The sequence below is a fragment of the Flavicella sp. IMCC45668 genome (genome assembly GCF_057219105.1).
The window spans coordinates 1,453,216-1,473,016 of record NZ_CM170114.1; the positions used below are offsets into that span (position 1 = coordinate 1,453,216).

The following is a 19,801-nucleotide window of genomic DNA, read 5'->3' on the forward strand; positions in this document are numbered from 1 at the left end:
GATATAGAATGAGCAGAAACTCAAATTCTCTTAGTCATACAGCAGTCCAGAAGTTCAAAGAAAGTACTTCTGGACTTTTGTCTTTTATCTATATCTGCATTTGCGGTTTTATTGCTGTATTCTGCTATGTCCTGAGTCCAGATAGTTCTAGTAACGCTAACCAAATGCATTTAGAAATGCATTCAAAAAAACCAGGTTTTACAACTACGATGTTGGAGATACCGGTAGCAAACCACCAATCATTTTTTAATTTTTTACTGTATGGAAGTAGAACTCCTGCTGTTGAAATACCTATTTCCGAATATCGCATAGATAGTAAACATCTATATGTAAAAGAACTTTCTAACAGAGATGGTATAGAACGAAGCTTTCCGATAACCGACTTCCAACAACCAATTGAAACTTATATCAAAACGAAAACTTATTATTTTGGTACAGATCGATACGGTAGGGATTTGTTGAGTAGAATTTTAATTGGTACTAGAATTTCATTTTTCATCGGTTTTATTGCTGTATTCATTTCACTTATTCTTGGAATTAGTATCGGAGCTACGGCCGGTTATTTCGGTGGTAAAATCGATACATTTGTTATGTGGTTGATCAATATTACCTGGTCCATTCCAACCTTATTGTTAGTGATCGCCATCACATTAGCCTTAGGAAAAGGTTTTTGGCAGGTATTTATCGCTGTAGGAATGACTATGTGGGTAGAAGTTGCCAGAGTGGTCAGAGGACAAATTCTTAGTTCAAAAAAATTACAATATGTAGAAGCAGCCAAGGCTTTAGGCTATTCAGACTTTAGAATTATTTTCAAACACATACTCCCAAATATTATGGGCCCAATTATCGTAATTTCTGCGGCAAATTTTGCAGGAGCAATCCTCATCGAAAGCGGCTTGAGTTTTCTAGGAATTGGTGCACAACCTCCTACACCTTCTTGGGGAGGAATTATCAAGGATCACTTTAATTATATCATTTTAGGAAAACCTTACTTGGCCATTATACCAGGTGTGGCCATCATGAGTTTGGTGATGTCATTTATGCTTATCGGTAATACGTTGCGAGATGCCTTAGATGTTAAAAGCAAATCTTAATTTTTTTTCGATCTTCCCCGATTATTAAAGCAACTGAAAATCAAATAGTTCTTTAAAAAACCTATAAGTTATTAACAAAAATGTCTAATAACTTATTTCCTCATTAGTGTTGGTCATACATAAACATCGTTATATTTAATAAGAAAATACGAATCAAAATATGACTAAAACCAACACTACTAAGATATTTGTATTGGACACTTCAGTACTTTTATTCGATCACAACGCTATTAATAATTTTCAAGACAATAATGTAATCATCCCAATTACAGTTTTGGAAGAATTAGATAACTTTAAAATAGGGAACGAAACAAAAAACTTTGAAGCCAGAGCTATCATTCGATTTTTGGATAAAATGTCTGATAATGGCGGCTTAAACAATTGGATTCCTCTTGGAAAAAATAGAGGGAATTTAAAAATCGCTATGGTTACCTCTGATTTAAAAATAGATGCTGAATCTGTTTACGGAGCCAAAAAAAACGACCATAAAATTATCAATGCTGCTCTAGAAGCAAAACAAAATTACCCTAAAGCTCCGGTAACACTTGTTACCAAAGACATCAACCTAAGAATCAAGGCGAAGGCCATTGGCTTAGCAGCAGAAGATTACCTTACAGGGAAAGTAAAGAACATTAAAAATATCTTTGAAGGCGTAGCTGACTTAGATGATATAGATCCAACATTTATTAAAAACCTTTACAATCATAGTAAAATTGATGAAGCTGGTGTGTTAAAAGATTCTAAATCAGCAAATGGATATTACATTTTAAATAAATCCTCTGATTCAGTTTTGGCTCGATACAATGCTAAAACCAAACAGGTTGAACGTGTTGAAAAAACTTACGCTTATGGTATCAAACCAAAAAATGCGGAACAAACTTTCGCCATGGATGCTTTGTTAAATGAAGATATAAAACTTATTGCTTTACAAGGTGTTGCTGGTACAGGGAAAACACTTTTAGCCTTAGCCTCTGCCCTTGAACAGAAAAACAGATTTGACCAAATTATATTATCTAGACCTATTATACCTTTAAGCAATAGAGACATAGGATTTTTACCTGGAGGAGCAGATGAAAAAATCTCACCATATATGCAACCTCTATGGGACAATTTAAAATTTATTAAATCTCAGTTTAGAGAAAACGAACGTAAGAGAAAAGTTCTTGAAGATATGGAGTCCAGTGGATATCTATCCTTAACAGCATTAGCATTTATCCGCGGACGAAGTTTGAGTAATGTAATGTTCATTATTGATGAGGCCCAAAATTTAACTCCTCATGAAATAAAAACAATCATCACCAGAGCAGGTGAAGGAACCAAAATAATTTTTACGGGAGATATTAATCAAATAGACACACCGTATATGGACGAACAAAGTAACGGTCTATCTTACCTAATTGATAAGTTAAAAGGGCAAGAATTATTTGCGCATATCAAACTTGAAAAAGGAGAACGCTCTGAACTTGCAAACTTGGCAAATAAACTATTATAGGAACTTAATTTTAGTGGTAGTTTTACCCAGAATAAAAAAGGCAAATGTTTTTAACAATTGCCTTTTTTTTGTTCAAAACATTTCTTTGCATACGTATCTAATTATAATATATTTGCTAGGCATCATTATTATAAAATAAAAAATAGCATTCTAAATTTTATTTACTTTTAAATAGTGATTATAACCTACACAACGACAGAATAAAACATACTGAAAATGAAATTTATAGCATCAAGTTCACAATTATTAAAACAGCTTCAAATATTAGGTGGCGTTATCAATAGCAACAACACTTTGCCTATTTTAGATAATTTTTTGTTCGAATTGAAACAAAATGAATTGACAATTTCTGCTTCGGATCTAGAAACTACCATTACATCAACTATTGATGTAGAATCGGAATCTAATGGAAGTGTTGCCATTTCTGCTCGTTTGTTGCTAGACACACTAAAAACATTCCCAAACCAACCGTTAACTTTTAAAACGGAAGACAATAATACAATTGAAATTAGCTCTGAACAAGGTAAATACGATATGGCTTACTTTAGTGGAGAAGAATTCCCAAAGACCATTTCTTTAGACAGTCCTAGTTCTACGATCATTCCTGCATCTGTATTAGGTTCTGCAATTTCTAAAACAATTTTTGCTACTGGAAATGATGACCTTAGACCAGTAATGAGTGGAGTCTTTTTTCAGTTTAGCTCAGATAATTTAACATTTGTAGCTACAGATGCTCACAAATTAGTAAAATATACTAGAACGGATATCGTTGCCAATGAGGCTGCTGAATTTATTATGCCTAAAAAACCTTTAAATCTTTTGAAAGGAATCTTAGGAACTAATGATATGGATGTTACGATAGAATACAACAACACAAATGCAAAATTTGTTTTCGATAATATTGTATTGATCTGTCGATTGATTGATGGAAAATACCCTAACTATGATGCGGTAATTCCGAAAGAAAACCCAAATAAATTAACTGTAGATAGAGCTTCTTTTTTAAACTCTACCAAACGTGTTTCAATTTTCTCTAGTAAAACAACACACCAGATTCGATTGAAAATGGCTGGTACAGAATTAAATATTTCTGCAGAAGATATTGATTACGCTAATAAAGCAGACGAAAGATTGAACTGCGATTACCAAGGAGATGATATGCAAATTGGTTTTAATTCTCGTTTCTTAACAGAAATGTTAAGCAACTTAACTTCAGAAGAAGTTTTGATTGAAATGTCACTTCCAAATAGAGCAGGTATTTTAACGCCTGTTGATGGTAACGAAGAGGGAGAACAAATTACCATGTTAGTGATGCCAGTAATGCTTAATAGCTAACTCGTTTAATATAAAAAAACACAAATCCTATTAATACAAGTTAATAGGATTTTTTATGCCTTCGATTTAAAAATTCAAATAAATCTGTATCTTCATTCCATAAAAACTATGTCATGAAAAAGCTACTTATACTATCTACCATACTCATTTGCAATACAATAATTGCTCAAACCAATTCTGAAAAGGAAAAAGCAGCATTAGCAAAAGCGACACAAAATCCGCTAGCAGCCATGTACAGTTTACCTTTTCAAAACAATACCACATTCGGAAACGGGCCACATAAAAGACCTCAGAATGTAATGAATATTCAACCGGTAATTCCGGTTAGTTTGACCAAAAATTTAAACCTTATTAATAGGATAATCATGCCTATCATAACCCAACCTGATACTTTTGAAGACAAAAGCAGTACGGGTCTAGGTGACACTAGTTATTCTGCTTGGATATCTCCAAAAAAAGCTGGAAAAATTATTTATGGTGTTGGACCGGCGCTTCAAATACCAACTGCAACAAACAGTAACTTCGGATCCGGTGAATTTGGTATTGGTCCTTCATTAGTTGCCTTAACTATGATTGATAAATGGGTTGCAGGACTTGTGACTAATAACGTATGGACGTTTGGGGATGTTGCCGAAAATAAATTTTTATTTCAATATTTTGTCAACTACAATTTACCAAAAGCATGGTATTTAGTTTCTGGACCGATTATCACAGCAAATTGGAACGCTCCAAGTGGTGAAAAATGGACAGTACCCCTTGGAGGAGGTTTCGGTAAAGTATTTAAAATAGGAAAAAGGCCAATCAACTTTAATGCACATGTTTACTACAATGTAGAACGCCCTACTGGTTTTGGAGAATGGCAAACAAGATTTCAATTACAGTTCCTATTCCCTGTTAAAAAATAAAATAAAGTTCGTGCTGAAAACCTAATACGGCATGCTTTTATCGTATATTTCAATCATGAACTTTCTTGCACATTTATTTTTAGCAGAAAACCCCGAAGGAAAAATCGGAAATTTTATAGCAGATGCTGTCAAAGGATCCAATTTCACCCATCTCCCTATAGAGATTCAAAGAGGTATTATCCATCATAGAGCGATTGATACTTTTACCGATTCTCATGCTATCGTTAAACAAAGTAAAAGAAGACTTCATGATAGGTATGGCCACTTTAAAGGGGTGGTAATAGATATTCTATATGATCATTTTTTAGCAAAAAATTGGTCTAACTACTCCAACACACCTTTAGAGGTATTTGCTGAGGAAACCTATAATTTACTCCAAGAAAATTTTGATATTTTACCCGATAGAACTCAATATCTATTGCCATATATGAGAGAACAAAATTGGCTGTACAATTATAGAAGTATCGAGGGAATTTCTCAAATTTTATGGGGAATGAATAAAAGAACTAAAGGAATTTCTAAAATGGATTTAGCAAAAGAAGACTTATTGCTATATTATTCTGACTTTAAAGAAGATTTTGAATTATTTTTTAAAGATCTCAGAGAATTTTCTAGACGATATTTGCAAGAGAAACAAGCTGATCAAGTGTTAACGAACCTGAAATGACTTGTAATTTTAAAGTTACGTTTTAATAGAATTTTACTAATATTGTAGCCTTAGCAGTTTATGTATATATTTGATAAACTGAATTGAAAACAAAACGCTATGGATGCAAAAACGCTTTCTAATGGAATCATTAGAGCTTTATTAGTGATCGCAGGTACTATTTTATTTTTATGGTTCTTGTATACAGTACAATCAGTAATTGTTTATTTAGTTATCGCGGCAGTTATCAGTCTAATTTCTAGACCGTTTATGCGATTTTTCAAACATAAATTAAAATTTCCAAATACAGTAGCCGTGGTAATCACCATGTCGTTTTTTTTGGTCATCGTTTTAGGTCTCATTGGAATGTTTATTCCTTTGGTTTTAAAACAAGGAGAAAACCTATCCTTATTAAATACTGCTGAATTTAAATCAACTGTTGAGCAAATATTTCAAAAAGTAAATATTTTTTTCTTAAACAAAGGAATTGATGTTTTTGACGAACTGAAAAACTTTGATCTATTAGCTCAAATGAAAAGCATTCCCGATATTTTTACGACGATTATTGGAGGTATCGGTTCCTTGGCTATGGGATTGTTCTCGGTTTTATTCATCACATTTTTCTTACTCAAAGACAGTAAAATAGTACACAATAGCCTATTTGCATTCATTGCAGATTCGCATGAAGAAAGAGTTGAAAAATCCCTTGATACCATCAAAGAATTATTATCTCGATATTTTCTTGGACTTGTTTTTCAGATAACAATCCTGTTTATTATTTACACTTCTGTATTATTAATTTTTGGTATTGAAAATGCCGTGGTGATTGCATTTATATGTGCTTTATTAAATCTTATTCCGTATATCGGCCCCTTAATTGGAGGGGCGCTCATGTTTATTTTAACAATTACAGAAAACCTAGACTTGAATTTTCAAAATGAGACACTGCCCGTTACCATGTACGTTATGACGGGATATTTAATTGCGCAGTTAGTTGATAATTTTTTCAGTCAGCCTATCATTTTTTCTAAAAGTGTAAAATCTCATCCTTTAGAAATATTCTTAGTAATTGTTATTGGAGGACTTATGTTTGGAATTATTGGAATGATTGTAGCAGTACCAACGTACACGGCTATTAAAGTAATTTTAAAAGAATTTTTGTCAGAAAATAAAATTGTAATGTCTCTTACAAAAGACTTATAACCAAGAGCTCTCTAAGTGAACAATCGAATTATTTCTACAGAGGTACAAGATTTTATAAATCAAAACTTAAAATCTGATCTAAACAAACTCATCTTAAAAGGGAGTCCTTTTAATGATGTTTCTATACAAGAATTGGCGCAACAAATTGAAGCTAAAAAAAAAGCGATCAAAAAACTTCCGCTATGGGCTGAAACAAAAAGCATTCTTTTTCCACCAAAGATAAATTTAGAACAAACATCCTCAGAAACAACTGCAGCATATAAAATTCAATTAATCTCAGGAGAATCTATTATTGACCTCACCGGTGGATTTGGAATCGATTGCTCCTATTTTTCTAAAGTTTTTAAAAAAGTTCATCATTGTGAGATGAATGAAGAATTGTCAGATATTGTTACGTACAATAATAAAATATTTGGGTATAAAAACATCATAACACATAAAGGAGATAGTCTAAAAACCTTAAAAAAACTAGACACGAAACATGATTATATCTATGTAGACCCCTCCAGGAGACATGATATAAAAGGTAAAGTTTTTTTACTAGAAGACTGCGTTCCAAATATTCCTCAAAATTTAGACTTTTTATTCGAATACACGGATAAAATACTGATCAAAAATTCTCCTATTCTAGACATCACAAGCACCATAAACGAGCTAAATAATGTCAAAGAAGTTCATATTGTTGCTGTACAAAATGAAGTTAAAGAATTTCTTCTCTTAGTTGAAAAAAAATATTCAGGGTCAATAAAAATTACCACAAAAAATATTTTAAAAACCAATCATCAAGATTTTTCTTTTGATTACAATCTAAAAACAACCTCGAAATACGCTCAACCAGAATATTTTCTATACGAACCCAATGCTGCTATTTTAAAATCTGGTGGTTTTCATGAAATATCTCAAACCTATCAAATTTCAAAACTACACCCGCACACACATCTATACACTTCGGAAAAATTAATCGAAAATTTCCCAGGAAGAATTTTTAAAATTAACGAGGTATTAAACTATGACAAGAAAAAATTAATAAAACTTTTTCCTGAGAAAAAGGCAAATATCACCACTAGAAATTTTCCTGAAACAGTAGCTCAAATAAGAAAAAAAACAAAATTTAAAGAAGGCGGTGATCACTATTTATTTTTTGCTACAAATCTTGAAAATAAAAAAATCGTCATTTCTTGCTCTAAGGCTTAACAGCATATTTTTTAATAATTATTCAACTAAAACAAAAAGAACAGTTATAATACTGCAAAAAAACAGGTTTAAAAATCTGATTTAGTAAATATTTCGTAATTCTTTTTTTGATTGTCATGAAAATTTATCACAATTGAATAAAATAAAACATTAAGTATATATAATACGTATTTTTGCAATTCATAAAACTATTAAGTATGTCAGCAAAAGTAAAAACATCAAAGGAGTCATCTGTTACCATCACGGAATTAATGCTTCCCTCTAACTCAAATTTTAGTGGAAAAATTCATGGAGGTTATATCCTAAATTTAATGGATCAAATTGCTTTTGCTTGTAGTTCAAAATATTCCGGTAAATACTGTGTAACAGCTTCTATTAATACGGTAGACTTTTTGAATCCTGTGGAAGTTGGAGAATTATTAACTTTAAAAGCTAGGGTGAACTATGTAGGTAGAACCTCTATGACGGTTGGTATTAGAGTAACCTCAGAAAACATTCATACTGGAGAAATAAAGCATTGTAATTCTTCTTATTTTTTAATGGTTGCTAAAAATGAAGATGGTAGTAATGCTGAGGTTCCCAAACTAAAACTAACTAGTAAAGAAGGTGTGAGAAGATTCATACGTTCTTTGGACAGATTAAACATGAAACGTCAAAGAAAACAGAACTTTCATAAAGACGAATTTTCTTATGAAGAATACCAAGAAGAAATAAAAAAACACAATGTAATCATTGAGTTAAAAGATAATTAAGCAAAAAAGGATAGTTTTAAAACTATCCTTTTTTGTTATTATTCAAAGCTGACTTTTATCACAATATGGTCAAAATACAGTCTACATACAACCTCTAAAATGTGTAATTTTACCAAAAAGGTAAATTATGCAAACATCTATTTATAGGAGTTTAAAAAAACATGCGGAGCAATCCGTAGAAATTGACGACTATCTCGTAGTTGAGGCTCCCATAGAAATACAGATCAACTCTAAACCATTTACCATGGTGATGAGAACTCCCGGCAATGATCTGCATTTACTTAGAGGTTTGCTATATGCTGAAGATATTTACAAAGGAAAAACAGCCTTACAAGTTATCAGCTCTGACACAGACAAAAATGGTTTTACCAAGATTAATGTAGAGATTAATGAAACAGAACTAGGTAGTGCCTATCTAAACAAACGTTCTCTATTATCCGTTTCCTCTTGCGGAATTTGTGGCAAGCAAGAATTAGGTGCTATTTCTCATCAGCAGAAACCACTAGGCCAATCCGCTCAACTTAATTTTTCTAAAATTCCAGAAATGTTTGAAACCATGAGATCAAAACAACACACTTTTGATCTCACAGGAGGCTCGCACGCAGCTGTTGTATTTGATAAAAATCATGAATTTCTTTGTTTACATGAAGATATCGGAAGACATAACGCGGTGGACAAATGTATCGGAGAGCTACTCAACACTAACAAACTAAAACAAGCTACTTTTATGCTTGTCAGCGGAAGAGTTTCTTACGAAATAATCTCAAAAGCCTTTTTTGCAAAAATTAATACTATTGTTGCCGTTTCAGCTTGCTCTTCTTTAGCTGTTGATTACGCAAAAGAATTTGGAATATGTCTCATTGGTTTTTCTAGACAAGATAAAGCCACGGTATATTCAAATCCTTCCAATATTTTATAATACTTCAATGACACAAAAAAAGACAAATGCTCAAGCTCCAGAAAAGTTAACTGGAATAAAACTATCAGAAGTACCAAAAGTATCTGTGGGTCCTAAAGCTATAAAATCTGCTTTAAGCCATATCAACAATGAGGTTGGTATGATCAAAGGTATTGGATTATTGTCTAAAATAAATCAAAAAAACGGTTTCGATTGTCCGGGGTGTGCTTGGCCAGATCCAGATGAAAAAAGAGCATTTCTAGCTGAATACTGTGAAAATGGAGCAAAAGCTATTGCTGAAGAAGCTACTAAAAATAGAGTTTCTCCAATGTTTTTCGCAACACATTCCATTGACCAATTGGCGAAACTTACCGATTATGAATTGGGTAAAAAAGGACGTGTTACGCACCCAATGTATCTAAAAGAAGGCAGAGACCACTACGAGCCAATAAGCTGGGAAGAGGCATTTAATTTAATTGGAAAATCATTGCAAAAGTTAGATTCTCCGGATGAAGCCATTTTTTATACTTCCGGTAGAACAAGTAATGAAGCCGCTTTCCTTTATCAATTATTTGTGCGGCAATATGGAACAAACAACCTGCCTGACTGCTCAAACATGTGTCATGAATCAAGTGGAGCTGCTTTATCAGAAACTTTAGGTATTGGTAAAGGCTCTGTAACCCTTGATGATTTCAATCATGCAGATTTGGTTATTGTTATAGGTCAAAACCCAGGGACCAACCACCCTAGAATGTTGGCTGCTCTGGAAGGAACTAAGAAAAATGGAGGAAAAATAATCAGTATCAACCCACTAAAAGAAGTAGGTTTGGTAAACTTTAAAGATCCCCAAAAGCCATGGACTTGGCTTGGAAAGGGAACGGAATTAACTGATCTATTTTTACAGGTAACCATCAACGGTGATGTTGCTTTATTAAAAGCAATTCTTTTTCTTTTGAATGAAAAAGAGAACAAAAACCCGGGAACTGTTTTTGACCATGAATTTATAGAAAAAAACACACAAGGATTCGATGCTTTTATTGAAGATATCAAAACCCAAAACCTTGAGGAATTAATCGTTCAATCTGGTATTTCAAAAGAGCAAATTTTGGAAGCTACAGAAATGATTGCTTCGCAAAAGAAAATAATTATTTGTTGGGCTATGGGCCTAACGCAGCATAAAAATGGAGTTGACAACATTAGAGAAGTTGTAAACTTATTACTTTTAAAAGGCTCAATAGGTAAAAAGGGAGCTGGAACTTGTCCTGTACGAGGGCATTCTAATGTGCAAGGAGATAGAACTATGGGGATTTGGGAAAAACCTCATCCGAACTTTCTTACTAAACTTGAACAGGAATTTAATTTTGAAGCTCCTAAACATCATGGATTTGATGTGGTAGAAGCTATTGAAGCCATGCATCAAAACAGAGCTAAATTCTTCTTAGGAATGGGTGGGAATTTCATTTCCGCAACACCAGATACAGAATTTACTGCTCAAGCATTAAGAAATTGTGATCTTACAGTTCATATTTCTACAAAAATCAATAGAAGTCATTTAATTCATGGTAAGGAAGCCTTAATACTCCCTTGTTTAGGACGATCAGAAAAAGACCTACAAGCTTCTGGAGAACAATTTGTAACCGTAGAAAATTCTATGGGAGTTGTTTCTAAATCCGCAGGACATTTAAATCCATTATCTGATCAATTAAAAAGTGAAACCGCTATTGTCGCGGGAATCGCAAGTGCTACCCTTAAAAACTCAAACACCAAATGGAATGAATTTGCCAATAATTATGATTTAATTCGTGATAAAATTGAAAAAACAATTCCTGGGTTTGAAAATTTCAACCAAAGAGTAAGAAAACCAGGTGGCTTTTACCTTCCAAACAACGCGAGAGAAAATAATTATTCGACAACCAAAACTGGGAAAGCTAACTTCTCTATAAATCAAGTTTCTGACATCAAAATATCTGAAAATCAATTTTTGATGATGACGATCAGAACACATGATCAATACAATACAACCATTTACGGTTTAAACGATAGGTACCGAGGTATTCTTAACGAAAGACGCGTAGTTTTAATGAATCCTTTAGATATGGAAGAAATGAATCTACAACAAAAAGATTTAGTAACTTTGACTAGTCATTTTAATAATGAAAAACGACATGCGAATAAGTTTTTAGCCATTGCATACGACATACCTAGAAAATGTACTGCTACGTATTTTCCAGAAACTAATGTTTTAGTTCCCATCCAAAGTAAAGCTAGAATAAGCAATACACCGGCCTCTAAAACTGTTGTAATAACCATAGAAAAAGAATCATGAATCAAACAAGAGATCCTTTCCTTTTAAAATATAGACCCGAGATTAAAAATGCTAAAATTTTAAAGAATAGTTCTCCTGTCGAAACATTTCAAAATATCACTTTACGTCCCATCATAAAGTTTCAACATTCCTTGCTATTATTAATTCTTAAAAATTATTTAGTCAATATTAAATTTGACACGAAAGAAACATCTCTAGAAAAAACAACAAACTTCATCACAAAAGCATTACAAACTAACGCACAACTTAATTTACAAGTTGTTCATAGTATTACCGGCTTATTTACAACAGAGGAATTTGAATTTTATGCAAAAAACACAAAAGAAATAAATAAAAGAATTCTTCAAATTTGTAAAGAACGTTTCCTTACCAATTTAGACGCTCTTTAAATTTATTTTTCGGGAGAAAATTCTAGGACCCCAAAACGGGTTGAATTGTGAACATCATCAAGATTCTTTATTGGGAATAGAGTACTTACAACTCTTCTCTCCCCTTCTACTTCATTCCTTCCTTGTCGTAACACTTGAAAAGTCCACTTTGTTCCAAGCTCTGCTGGATGATACCAATCCATCCCCAAAAAAGAGACCAAAGGAATAGCCATCTCCATCGTCCAGCCTTTATCGATATCAGAATTATCATTCAAAGTTCCATTAATAATTACGGCTCTTTTAAAATCAGGATTAAATCCTTTCACAACACCTGGTTGTCCTTCATAATAATCTTCAATAAAAACAATATCATTCGCAGTTTTAAATAAATTCACCTCAAAAGCAAAATGAGATTTATTTGCCGTAGGGGTCGGGGTAATAAATAATTCTGCACAGTCATCATAATACGGCTGTCCGTCTTGTTCAGTAGCTCTTGCCGTTATATATTTATCTTCCGCTTCATAAAACAAGTACAAATTCTTATCATCCCACAGCATTCTAAACTTCGTTTTTTGGCGATCAGATTCTTTTTTTATCTCATAAAAATTATCCAAACTAACCACTACTGCATCCTCCCAAGATTTTTCATCCATTTTCCCATCAACCACAATTTTCTCAGAACTTTTCAACATACGATAAGTATCTATTGCACTTTCAGAATGATAATCTTTTTCTTTTTTGCAAGAAAACAATATAAAAGTTAAGACAAATAAGGGTAAAACTTTTTTATAGGTATACATAGATATATTTTTTCGAAGTAAATATAAAGTTAATTACGGATGTAGTTCAATTCATTTTATTCAAAAAAAAAATATTTCATCCAAATTGGAGGTTATATTTTTCTAAAAAAATGATAAAAATATAAACAATAGCATGCTCCATAATTACTACAAAATTTCATACTTTTGAAAAAAAATTAACACTATTTAACATTACAACTATGGAAGGCTTTGAAACAAAAACTTCAACACATTTCAATAAAAAAAGTTTGGTTAAAACAACGGTCCTCAGTATCATATTTACTTTATCAATAGGACTTACAGCTTTTTCTCAAAAGAAAAAAGAATTGATCAAATATGAAGATGTAAAGGACATTGAAAACTATGGTAATTATAAATTTTTTGAGGTAATTGGTCATGGAGGAAGTCATTTTTATTCTGGTCAAACTTTAGATGATGCACTTTCCAACGGATATGGAGCATTAGAACTAAGATTAGGATGGAAAAATTCGGACCCAGAACACTGGAGTAACAAATATTATAATTCTATGAGTTATGGTGTTGGTTTCTATACTGGATTTATTGGTGATCCTGCCGTATTAGGAAACCCGAATGCTTTATATGCCTTTGCAGATTTTCCTATTGGTAGACAAACAGCTGACAAAAAAACAATTTGGAAATTTAGTCCAGCGTTAGGTTTAACCTACAACTTAGTGCCTTACAATCCTTCTGAAAACCCAACAAATGATGCAATTGGAGCTAGTTTTGCAGTATATATCAGTTTTGCTGGAAAAGGAGAAACAGCATTGACAAGAGATATGGATATCACTTATGGATTAGATTTTACTCACTTTAGTAACGGACGTTCTTTTATGCCTAACTATGGTTTAAATATGGTTGGATTCAATACAGGTTTAAAATATCATTTCAATTCAGCGCAAAAAAGAATTACCAGAGATCCATATTCAACAAAACAGTTACAAGCACGATACAAAAGATCTCCTAGTATCCCTGTTGAAAAAGACCCTAGCAATCAATTCAATATCTTAACTTCAATTGGTACCGTTCAAAATGGATTTGATGAGAATCAAAATGGCGGAGACCCTGACAACAGATATTTAACTTTTTCTGGTTACTTAGAATACAATCATTCCTTTGATAGAATGCACGGTTTTAGTGTAGGTATTGATTATTTTTATGATGAAAGTTTAGTAATCACAACTCCTGATGAGCTATACATGTTTGGATACCATGTTGGATACGATTACACCTTTTGGAGATTTACTGTAAAAACCCAATTAGGAGGTTATTTTGGAGACGATAAAGGCAAAGGACTTCTATGGGCAAGACCCGGATTGCAATATAAAATCAATAATTGGTTAAGTGGACATGTTGCATTAAAAACTCGAAGAGGCTTTGCTGCTGACTGGGCTGAATTTGGTGTTGTATTCCACCCATTTAAATGGTAAGAGAAAAGAAGAAACCGACAATTTATTAAACAAAAAAGGACATATATTTACTATATGTCCTTTTTTTTTATAATCCTCGCAACTAATGGTATATTTGGGTAAAAGGTTGAATAATTGCTAAAAACAAAACTTTACATCTTCCCGTTCCCCACAATTATGGTGTTTTGTTGTTTTCTACTAACACATAAAATAGCCGCACAAGACATCTACAACGGATCAGATTCTTTAACTACCCAAACTGGTGACTTTAGATTTATAAGTTTAAAAACACATGTTGGAGCTCATTTTTATACTGGAAAAACACTCGACGATGAATTAAAGGATGGCTACAGATCCATTGAATTCAGATATGGTTGGCAAAATAGCAACCCAGAACATTGGACTAATAAACATTATAATGGAGTAAACTACGGACTGGGAATTTACACAGCTTATATAGGCACGCCAGGTGTCATGGGTACGCCAACAGCAATGTTTGGATTCATCAACTTCCCTCATAAAAATATCAGTTCAAGAACACGAATCATTACAGATGGAGCCCTTGGAGTAACCTATGATTCCAACTATTACCACGCTACAAAAAACCCCAGAAATGATGCTATAGGAAGTCCTTTTTCAGTTTATGTTAATATTGGTTTGGGATTAGAATCCATACTAACTAGAAATGTAGATATCATATACGGCTTAGATTATACCCATTTCAGTAACGGACGTCTAACGGTACCGAACTATGGATTAAATATGCTTGGTGTAAACCTGGGATTGAAATACCATTATAATAAAGATGCAAAAATAAATGACACTCAAATCTCACAGGCTAGATTTAAGAGATACGAAAATACGCCTGCTCCAAAAAAACTAAAACAACGTATCAATGTTTTAACTGCTTTTGGAACGGTTCAAAACGGTTTTCAAGAAACAGTGAATAAAAGCCTCGAAACGGATCGATTTTATACGTTTTCAGGATATATCGAATACCAACTTAATTTCAACGTAAAACATGGACTCGATGCTGGTCTTGATTTATTTTATGATGGAAGTTTAGCTAACTTATACAGTGAATCCGAGGACAGGTACCTATATGCCTATCATTTTGGTTACAACTATACCTTTGGAAAAATGTTGTTAAAACTAGATTTAGGAGGTTATATGGGCCTAAACGGAGACAAAGGGAAAGAAGCCATATGGTCTAGAGCAGCATTACAATACAAAATTGTGGATTGGTTTGGTTTACATGTAGGCTTAAAGACCAAACAAGGTTTTAGCGCTGACTGGGCGGAGTTCGGCTTGATATTTCAACCCTTTATATGGTAAAACTCCCCAATAAATATTATTGAGGAGTTTAAAAAAATTATTTCAAAGAAACTATCAAAGGAGAATTCAATTGTTTTGAAAATTGATCTAAATATGAAAACCAGCTTTCTTTAGTAGGAAATTGTTTACTTTTTTTCCAAGTAAATCCGGCGTAATAAATTAATTTATCTTTATTGACTTTAAGCTCTGCATAAGCGTTGCTCAAATCTTTTTCATCAACATCATACTTCTCAGAACTAATAAAGGTTTCCGAATCCGCTACAATAGAAGTCCCTAATTCAGAATCTGCATGTGGTTGCCAATACGTAACCCATTGATCACCAGAGAATATTTTACCATCCTTTTCATGTAGCGTTAAACCTGCATAAATGTTATCCGTACCTGAAATACTTGTTTCAAATTTAGATAGGTTATTTCCTAGATCTAAGGTTATTATTTTACTTTCAGCAATAGACTTTGTTCCAGCCTTCCAATTTTCATATTCTAAATAAAAACTGGTTCTTAATGGCCCGGTCGTAATAGTCCTCCAGGTAGTATAATTCTTAGAGTAATAAAAAGTATCCTGATCTTTTACCGCTATTCCACCTACTCCTCTACTTACTCCAACGTGAAAATTATCCAATCCTTCACCTGTATCTTTATGATAACTTCCTGTTTTATCAACTAAGGTTTCTTTATACCATTTATTGATGATCGGATATTCCACTCGTTTTAACCAAGCATCAACTCCGCTAGACAACGTACCGCCCTTTTGACCTGTCTCCTTTAGCATTTGAGCGTTTGGTCCGTATACACGAAAAGCTACCTTGTCATTTTCCCAAGTATAATCATCCGTTCTTTCAGGAACAAATCTAGAATAACATAGGATATCCGCTTGGGGTTCCTTTGATTTTTTAATTTTCAGAACCTGAAATGTCTCGTCTGAATTTGCAGCAATTTTAGGCTGAAATAACAGCTGATCCATAGTTCCATCTCCATTATTGTCAACTAATTGGGTAAGCATTAGTTGTCCTGTTGAATTACTTTTAATCCCTACAGTAGCATCTAAAACTTCTATCCCTAAAGAGGACTTATCCAATTCTACAATTTCCTGTGATCTGTCAAAATCCAAAGTATTTTGAACCACAATGGTTTTAAAGTGTTTGTTACTAGAACAAGATGACAATAGCCCAACAGCCAGTACACAATTAATAATCTTAAATACTTTCATAGAAAAATAATTAATCTTCATTTGCTGGTTTTCCAATAGTCGCTAGAATTCCTCCATCAACATACACCACCTGTCCGTTTACAAAATTACTTGCATTAGATGCTAAGAATATCGCTGCTCCTTGCAAGTCATCTGGATCTCCCCAAACACCAGCAGGCGTTCTACCTACAATAAAATCATTAAAAGGGTGTCCATCTACTCTAATTGGCTCTGTTTGACTTGTCGCAAAGTATCCTGGACCAATTCCATTGGTCTGGATATTAAATTTTGCCCATTCTGTGGCCATATTCTGAGTCAACATTTTTAATCCTCCTTTAGCAGCTGCATAAGCCCCTACAGAATTTCTTCCCAATTCACTCATCATAGAGCAGATGTTGATAATTTTACCCGCTTTACGAGCAATCATTCCTTTTACAACATGCTTAGACATGATAAATGGGGACACCAAATCAACTTTTATTACTTGCTCAAAATCTGCTGTTTCCATCTCTGCAAGAGGAGTTCTTTTGATAATTCCTGCATTATTCACCAAAATATCAATTGCCCCAACTTCCGTTTCAATTGCTTCAATGTTTGACTTTACCGCTGCTTCATCCGTTACATCAAATAAATAACCAAATACATTCAATCCGGCTTTTTTATATACAGCAACAGCATTGTCCAATTTTTCTTGAGAAGAATTTCCAGTTACAACAATTGTTGCACCCGCATTTCCTAACCCTGTAGCCATTGCCATTCCTAATCCGTGAGTAGCCCCTGTTATTAAGGCTACTTTTCCTGTTAAATCAAATAAATTTACTGACATATTTTTTATCTTAAATCTGTTATTTTACAAACATCCATATCTCCATAGTCTAAGTTTTCACCAGCCATACCCCAAATAAAAGTATAATTACTAGTACCTGCTCCTGAGTGTATAGACCAAGGTGGAGAAATAACTGCTTCGTTTTCACCCATCCAAATATGTCTTGTCTCATTCGTTTCTCCCATAAAATGACAAACCGCCTGATCTTGAGGGATTTCAAAATAGAAATAAACTTCCATTCGTCTATCATGAACATGCGCTGGCATTGTATTCCAAGCAGAACCTGATTTGATTTCTGTCATTCCCATTTGTAACTGACAAGTATCAACAATACTATTCACGATTAATTTTCTAAGGGTTCTTGCATTTACTGTTTCCACAGATCCTAATTCCACCACTTCTGCATCTTCTCTTCCAACTTTTTTATTAGGGAAAGATTTATGAGCTGGTGTTGAATTCAGATAAAACTTAGCAGGATTCGAAGCATCTTTACTTGAAAACACAACTGATTTTGCACCTCTACCAATATATAATGCTTCTTTAAAGTCCACATCAAATACTTCTCCATCTACTGAAATACTACCTGCTCCTCCAATATTTATGGCTCCTAATTCTCTTCTTTCTAAGAAAAAACTAGATTTTAAGGGATCAATTGACTCCAATTCCAATGGCTTAGACACAGGTACCGCCCCACCAATAATATACCTGTCATAATGTGAATACACCAACTTTACGTTGTCATTCGTCAATAAATCCTGAACAAGAAACTCGTCTCTCAACTCATTCGTATCCATCTTTTTAACCTCTCTTGGAGAAGCTGCATAACGTACTTCAAATTTTTCTTCCATGATATCTTCGATATTAATTTTATGATTAATTTTTTGTAAAAGTACTAAAATATTCCAAAAATACAATCGATTGTATTTTTGTTTTTTTATTTTATATATTTGTGATTATAAACTTATCATAAGTAACCTATTGTATGTCTAAAGGAAATAAAATTACCATTCATGATATTTCCAAAGCACTTAAGATCGACAGTTCCACCGTCTCTAGAGCTTTGAATAATAGTCCACGCGTTTCTTCAAAAACACGTGAAAAAATTCAAAAAAAGGCAATTGAACTTGGCTACCAAAGAAATAGTTTAGCTTCCAACTTAAGAACTAATAGAACCAATACTATTGGTGTCATAATTCCAAGAATTGCAAGACACTTTTTTGCTACGGTTATTGCTGGTATCGAAGAAACAGCATATGAAGCAGGCTATAATGTAGTTATTTGCCAATCCTTAGAAAGCTTAGACAGAGAGGTAAAAATCATGAATTCTTTGGCTTCCAACCGCGTCGATGGAATTCTTATTTCTACTTCTATGGAAACTTCCACTTTTCATCATATAAAATCTTATATTGATAACAATAATCCTGTGGTGTTTATTGATAGAGCTTCGGACGCTATTCCTGAATGCTCAAACATTAGCATTGATAATTTCAAAGCTAGTTACGATGCTACTAAATTATTAATTAAAAACGGTAGAAAAAATATCGCTCATTTTTGTGGACCACAAAACATAGGGCTTTATAAAGATAGAAAAGAAGGATATATGAAAGCTTTAAAAGAAAATAATATACCGGTCAAACCTGAATATATTTTCGAATCTATACTTTCTGAAGAAGATGGTATTTCTTGTGCAAAAAAACTTTTAAAATATCCAGAAATTGATGGTCTCTATTCGGCTAATGATACGGCAGCAATTAGTGCCATTCAATATCTAAAATCTAAAGAGATCAATATACCTGAACAAATAGCAGTTATAGGTTTTAACAACGATCCAATATCCGAAGTTATTGAACCGTCATTAACAACAGTGCATCAACCTGGGTTCGAAATGGGGAAATTATCTACTGAAATTTTAATCCATCAGATTAAAAACAAATCAGATAAGAAAAATAATCAATCTAAAATTCTAGTTCCAGAATTAATTATTAGAAAATCATCTGAAAACGAATAGCTA

The 19,801-nt window shown here is 33.1% G+C and carries 18 protein-coding genes; 14 read left to right on the top strand and 4 right to left on the bottom strand.

From position 1 onward, the window contains the following. Positions 1 to 8: 8 nt before the first annotated feature. The 11 genes from AC2DZ0_RS06335 (at position 9) to AC2DZ0_RS06385 (ending at position 12,234) form a co-directional block, all read left to right on the top strand. Complete coding sequence (locus tag AC2DZ0_RS06335) at positions 9 to 1,094, top strand: ABC transporter permease (RefSeq protein ID WP_484644422.1); 1,086 nt, start codon at positions 9 to 11, stop codon at positions 1,092 to 1,094. Between the two features lie 160 nt (positions 1,095 to 1,254). Further along, a complete protein-coding gene (locus tag AC2DZ0_RS06340; RefSeq protein ID WP_484644423.1) occupies positions 1,255 to 2,586 on the top strand; it encodes a PhoH family protein in 1,332 nt (443 codons plus the stop codon). 216 nt (positions 2,587 to 2,802) lie between these two features. Continuing rightward, the gene (gene dnaN / locus AC2DZ0_RS06345; RefSeq protein WP_484492180.1) at positions 2,803 to 3,921 is read left to right on the top strand and encodes a DNA polymerase III subunit beta; all 1,119 of its coding nucleotides are present in this window, start codon (positions 2,803 to 2,805) and stop codon (positions 3,919 to 3,921) included. Between the two features lie 113 nt (positions 3,922 to 4,034). After that, the gene (locus AC2DZ0_RS06350; protein ID WP_484644424.1) at positions 4,035 to 4,826 is read left to right on the top strand and encodes a hypothetical protein; all 792 of its coding nucleotides are present in this window, start codon (positions 4,035 to 4,037) and stop codon (positions 4,824 to 4,826) included. A gap of 55 nt (positions 4,827 to 4,881) precedes the next feature. Then, positions 4,882 to 5,493 (top strand): acyl carrier protein phosphodiesterase, encoded by a 612-nt coding sequence (locus tag AC2DZ0_RS06355; RefSeq protein ID WP_484644425.1) that lies wholly within the window; start codon positions 4,882 to 4,884, stop codon positions 5,491 to 5,493. Between the two features lie 99 nt (positions 5,494 to 5,592). After that, positions 5,593 to 6,675: an AI-2E family transporter gene (locus AC2DZ0_RS06360; protein ID WP_484492183.1), complete on the top strand. Its 1,083-nt coding sequence runs from the start codon at positions 5,593 to 5,595 to the stop codon at positions 6,673 to 6,675. Positions 6,676 to 6,690: 15 nt separating this feature from the next. Further along, positions 6,691 to 7,869 carry a class I SAM-dependent methyltransferase gene (locus tag AC2DZ0_RS06365; protein ID WP_484644427.1) on the top strand — a complete coding sequence of 393 codons (1,179 nt, stop codon included), beginning with the start codon at positions 6,691 to 6,693 and terminating at the stop codon, positions 7,867 to 7,869. A gap of 197 nt (positions 7,870 to 8,066) precedes the next feature. After that, positions 8,067 to 8,621: an acyl-CoA thioesterase gene (locus AC2DZ0_RS06370; protein ID WP_484492185.1), complete on the top strand. Its 555-nt coding sequence runs from the start codon at positions 8,067 to 8,069 to the stop codon at positions 8,619 to 8,621. 127 nt (positions 8,622 to 8,748) lie between these two features. Beyond that, the gene (fdhD, locus tag AC2DZ0_RS06375; protein WP_484644428.1) at positions 8,749 to 9,540 is read left to right on the top strand and encodes a formate dehydrogenase accessory sulfurtransferase FdhD; all 792 of its coding nucleotides are present in this window, start codon (positions 8,749 to 8,751) and stop codon (positions 9,538 to 9,540) included. 7 nt (positions 9,541 to 9,547) lie between these two features. Beyond that, positions 9,548 to 11,845, top strand: a complete 2,298-nt coding sequence (locus AC2DZ0_RS06380) for an FdhF/YdeP family oxidoreductase (RefSeq protein ID WP_484644429.1) — start codon at positions 9,548 to 9,550, stop codon at positions 11,843 to 11,845. Then, complete coding sequence (locus AC2DZ0_RS06385; protein WP_484644431.1) at positions 11,842 to 12,234, top strand: glyoxalase; 393 nt, start codon at positions 11,842 to 11,844, stop codon at positions 12,232 to 12,234. Before AC2DZ0_RS06380 ends, AC2DZ0_RS06385 begins: the two co-directional genes overlap by 4 nt. Positions 12,235 to 12,236: 2 nt before the next feature. Here AC2DZ0_RS06385 and AC2DZ0_RS06390 read toward each other — a convergent pair whose 3' ends face one another. Further along, on the bottom strand, positions 12,237 to 13,013 hold the full coding sequence (locus AC2DZ0_RS06390; protein ID WP_484644432.1) for a carbohydrate-binding family 9-like protein: 777 nt from the start codon (positions 13,011 to 13,013) through the stop codon (positions 12,237 to 12,239). Positions 13,014 to 13,213: 200 nt separating this feature from the next. Here AC2DZ0_RS06390 and AC2DZ0_RS06395 point away from each other — a divergent pair, with 200 nt between their 5' ends. Together AC2DZ0_RS06395 and AC2DZ0_RS06400 are read left to right on the top strand one after the other, a co-directional pair. Then, positions 13,214 to 14,461, top strand: coding sequence for an acyloxyacyl hydrolase (locus AC2DZ0_RS06395; protein ID WP_484644433.1), 1,248 nt, complete (start codon positions 13,214 to 13,216; stop codon positions 14,459 to 14,461). Positions 14,462 to 14,617: 156 nt separating this feature from the next. Then, the gene (locus tag AC2DZ0_RS06400) at positions 14,618 to 15,775 is read left to right on the top strand and encodes an acyloxyacyl hydrolase (protein ID WP_484644434.1); all 1,158 of its coding nucleotides are present in this window, start codon (positions 14,618 to 14,620) and stop codon (positions 15,773 to 15,775) included. Positions 15,776 to 15,812: 37 nt separating this feature from the next. Here AC2DZ0_RS06400 and AC2DZ0_RS06405 read toward each other — a convergent pair whose 3' ends face one another. Genes AC2DZ0_RS06405 through kduI form a run of 3 tightly spaced genes read right to left on the bottom strand, consistent with a single transcriptional unit; the run spans position 15,813 to position 18,638 of the window. Next, entirely contained in the window at positions 15,813 to 16,985 is a 1,173-nt protein-coding gene (locus tag AC2DZ0_RS06405; protein WP_484644435.1) for a DUF4861 family protein, read from the bottom strand. A gap of 10 nt (positions 16,986 to 16,995) precedes the next feature. Next, complete coding sequence (locus AC2DZ0_RS06410) at positions 16,996 to 17,790, bottom strand: gluconate 5-dehydrogenase (RefSeq protein ID WP_484492193.1); 795 nt, start codon at positions 17,788 to 17,790, stop codon at positions 16,996 to 16,998. A gap of 5 nt (positions 17,791 to 17,795) precedes the next feature. Continuing rightward, on the bottom strand, positions 17,796 to 18,638 hold the full coding sequence (gene kduI / locus AC2DZ0_RS06415) for a 5-dehydro-4-deoxy-D-glucuronate isomerase (RefSeq protein ID WP_484492194.1): 843 nt from the start codon (positions 18,636 to 18,638) through the stop codon (positions 17,796 to 17,798). A gap of 134 nt (positions 18,639 to 18,772) precedes the next feature. On the opposite strand from kduI, the gene AC2DZ0_RS06420 reads away from it, so the two are divergent. Further along, a complete protein-coding gene (locus tag AC2DZ0_RS06420) occupies positions 18,773 to 19,798 on the top strand; it encodes a LacI family DNA-binding transcriptional regulator (protein ID WP_484644437.1) in 1,026 nt (341 codons plus the stop codon). Positions 19,799 to 19,801 lie beyond the last annotated feature (3 nt).

Coding starts and splice junctions, on each gene's coding strand:
- AC2DZ0_RS06420 (WP_484644437.1), top strand. CDS start 18,773: ATGTCTAAAGGAAATAAAATTACCATTCATGATATTTCCAAAGCACTT.
- AC2DZ0_RS06335 (WP_484644422.1), top strand. CDS start 9: ATGAGCAGAAACTCAAATTCTCTTAGTCATACAGCAGTCCAGAAGTTC.
- AC2DZ0_RS06380 (WP_484644429.1), top strand. CDS start 9,548: ATGACACAAAAAAAGACAAATGCTCAAGCTCCAGAAAAGTTAACTGGA.
- AC2DZ0_RS06395 (WP_484644433.1), top strand. CDS start 13,214: ATGGAAGGCTTTGAAACAAAAACTTCAACACATTTCAATAAAAAAAGT.
- AC2DZ0_RS06400 (WP_484644434.1), top strand. CDS start 14,618: ATGGTGTTTTGTTGTTTTCTACTAACACATAAAATAGCCGCACAAGAC.
- AC2DZ0_RS06410 (WP_484492193.1), bottom strand. CDS start 17,790: ATGTCAGTAAATTTATTTGATTTAACAGGAAAAGTAGCCTTAATAACA.
- AC2DZ0_RS06350 (WP_484644424.1), top strand. CDS start 4,035: ATGAAAAAGCTACTTATACTATCTACCATACTCATTTGCAATACAATA.
- AC2DZ0_RS06405 (WP_484644435.1), bottom strand. CDS start 16,985: ATGAAAGTATTTAAGATTATTAATTGTGTACTGGCTGTTGGGCTATTG.
- kduI (WP_484492194.1), bottom strand. CDS start 18,638: ATGGAAGAAAAATTTGAAGTACGTTATGCAGCTTCTCCAAGAGAGGTT.
- AC2DZ0_RS06360 (WP_484492183.1), top strand. CDS start 5,593: ATGGATGCAAAAACGCTTTCTAATGGAATCATTAGAGCTTTATTAGTG.
- fdhD (WP_484644428.1), top strand. CDS start 8,749: ATGCAAACATCTATTTATAGGAGTTTAAAAAAACATGCGGAGCAATCC.
- dnaN (WP_484492180.1), top strand. CDS start 2,803: ATGAAATTTATAGCATCAAGTTCACAATTATTAAAACAGCTTCAAATA.
- AC2DZ0_RS06340 (WP_484644423.1), top strand. CDS start 1,255: ATGACTAAAACCAACACTACTAAGATATTTGTATTGGACACTTCAGTA.
- AC2DZ0_RS06370 (WP_484492185.1), top strand. CDS start 8,067: ATGTCAGCAAAAGTAAAAACATCAAAGGAGTCATCTGTTACCATCACG.
- AC2DZ0_RS06355 (WP_484644425.1), top strand. CDS start 4,882: ATGAACTTTCTTGCACATTTATTTTTAGCAGAAAACCCCGAAGGAAAA.
- AC2DZ0_RS06390 (WP_484644432.1), bottom strand. CDS start 13,013: ATGTATACCTATAAAAAAGTTTTACCCTTATTTGTCTTAACTTTTATA.
- AC2DZ0_RS06385 (WP_484644431.1), top strand. CDS start 11,842: ATGAATCAAACAAGAGATCCTTTCCTTTTAAAATATAGACCCGAGATT.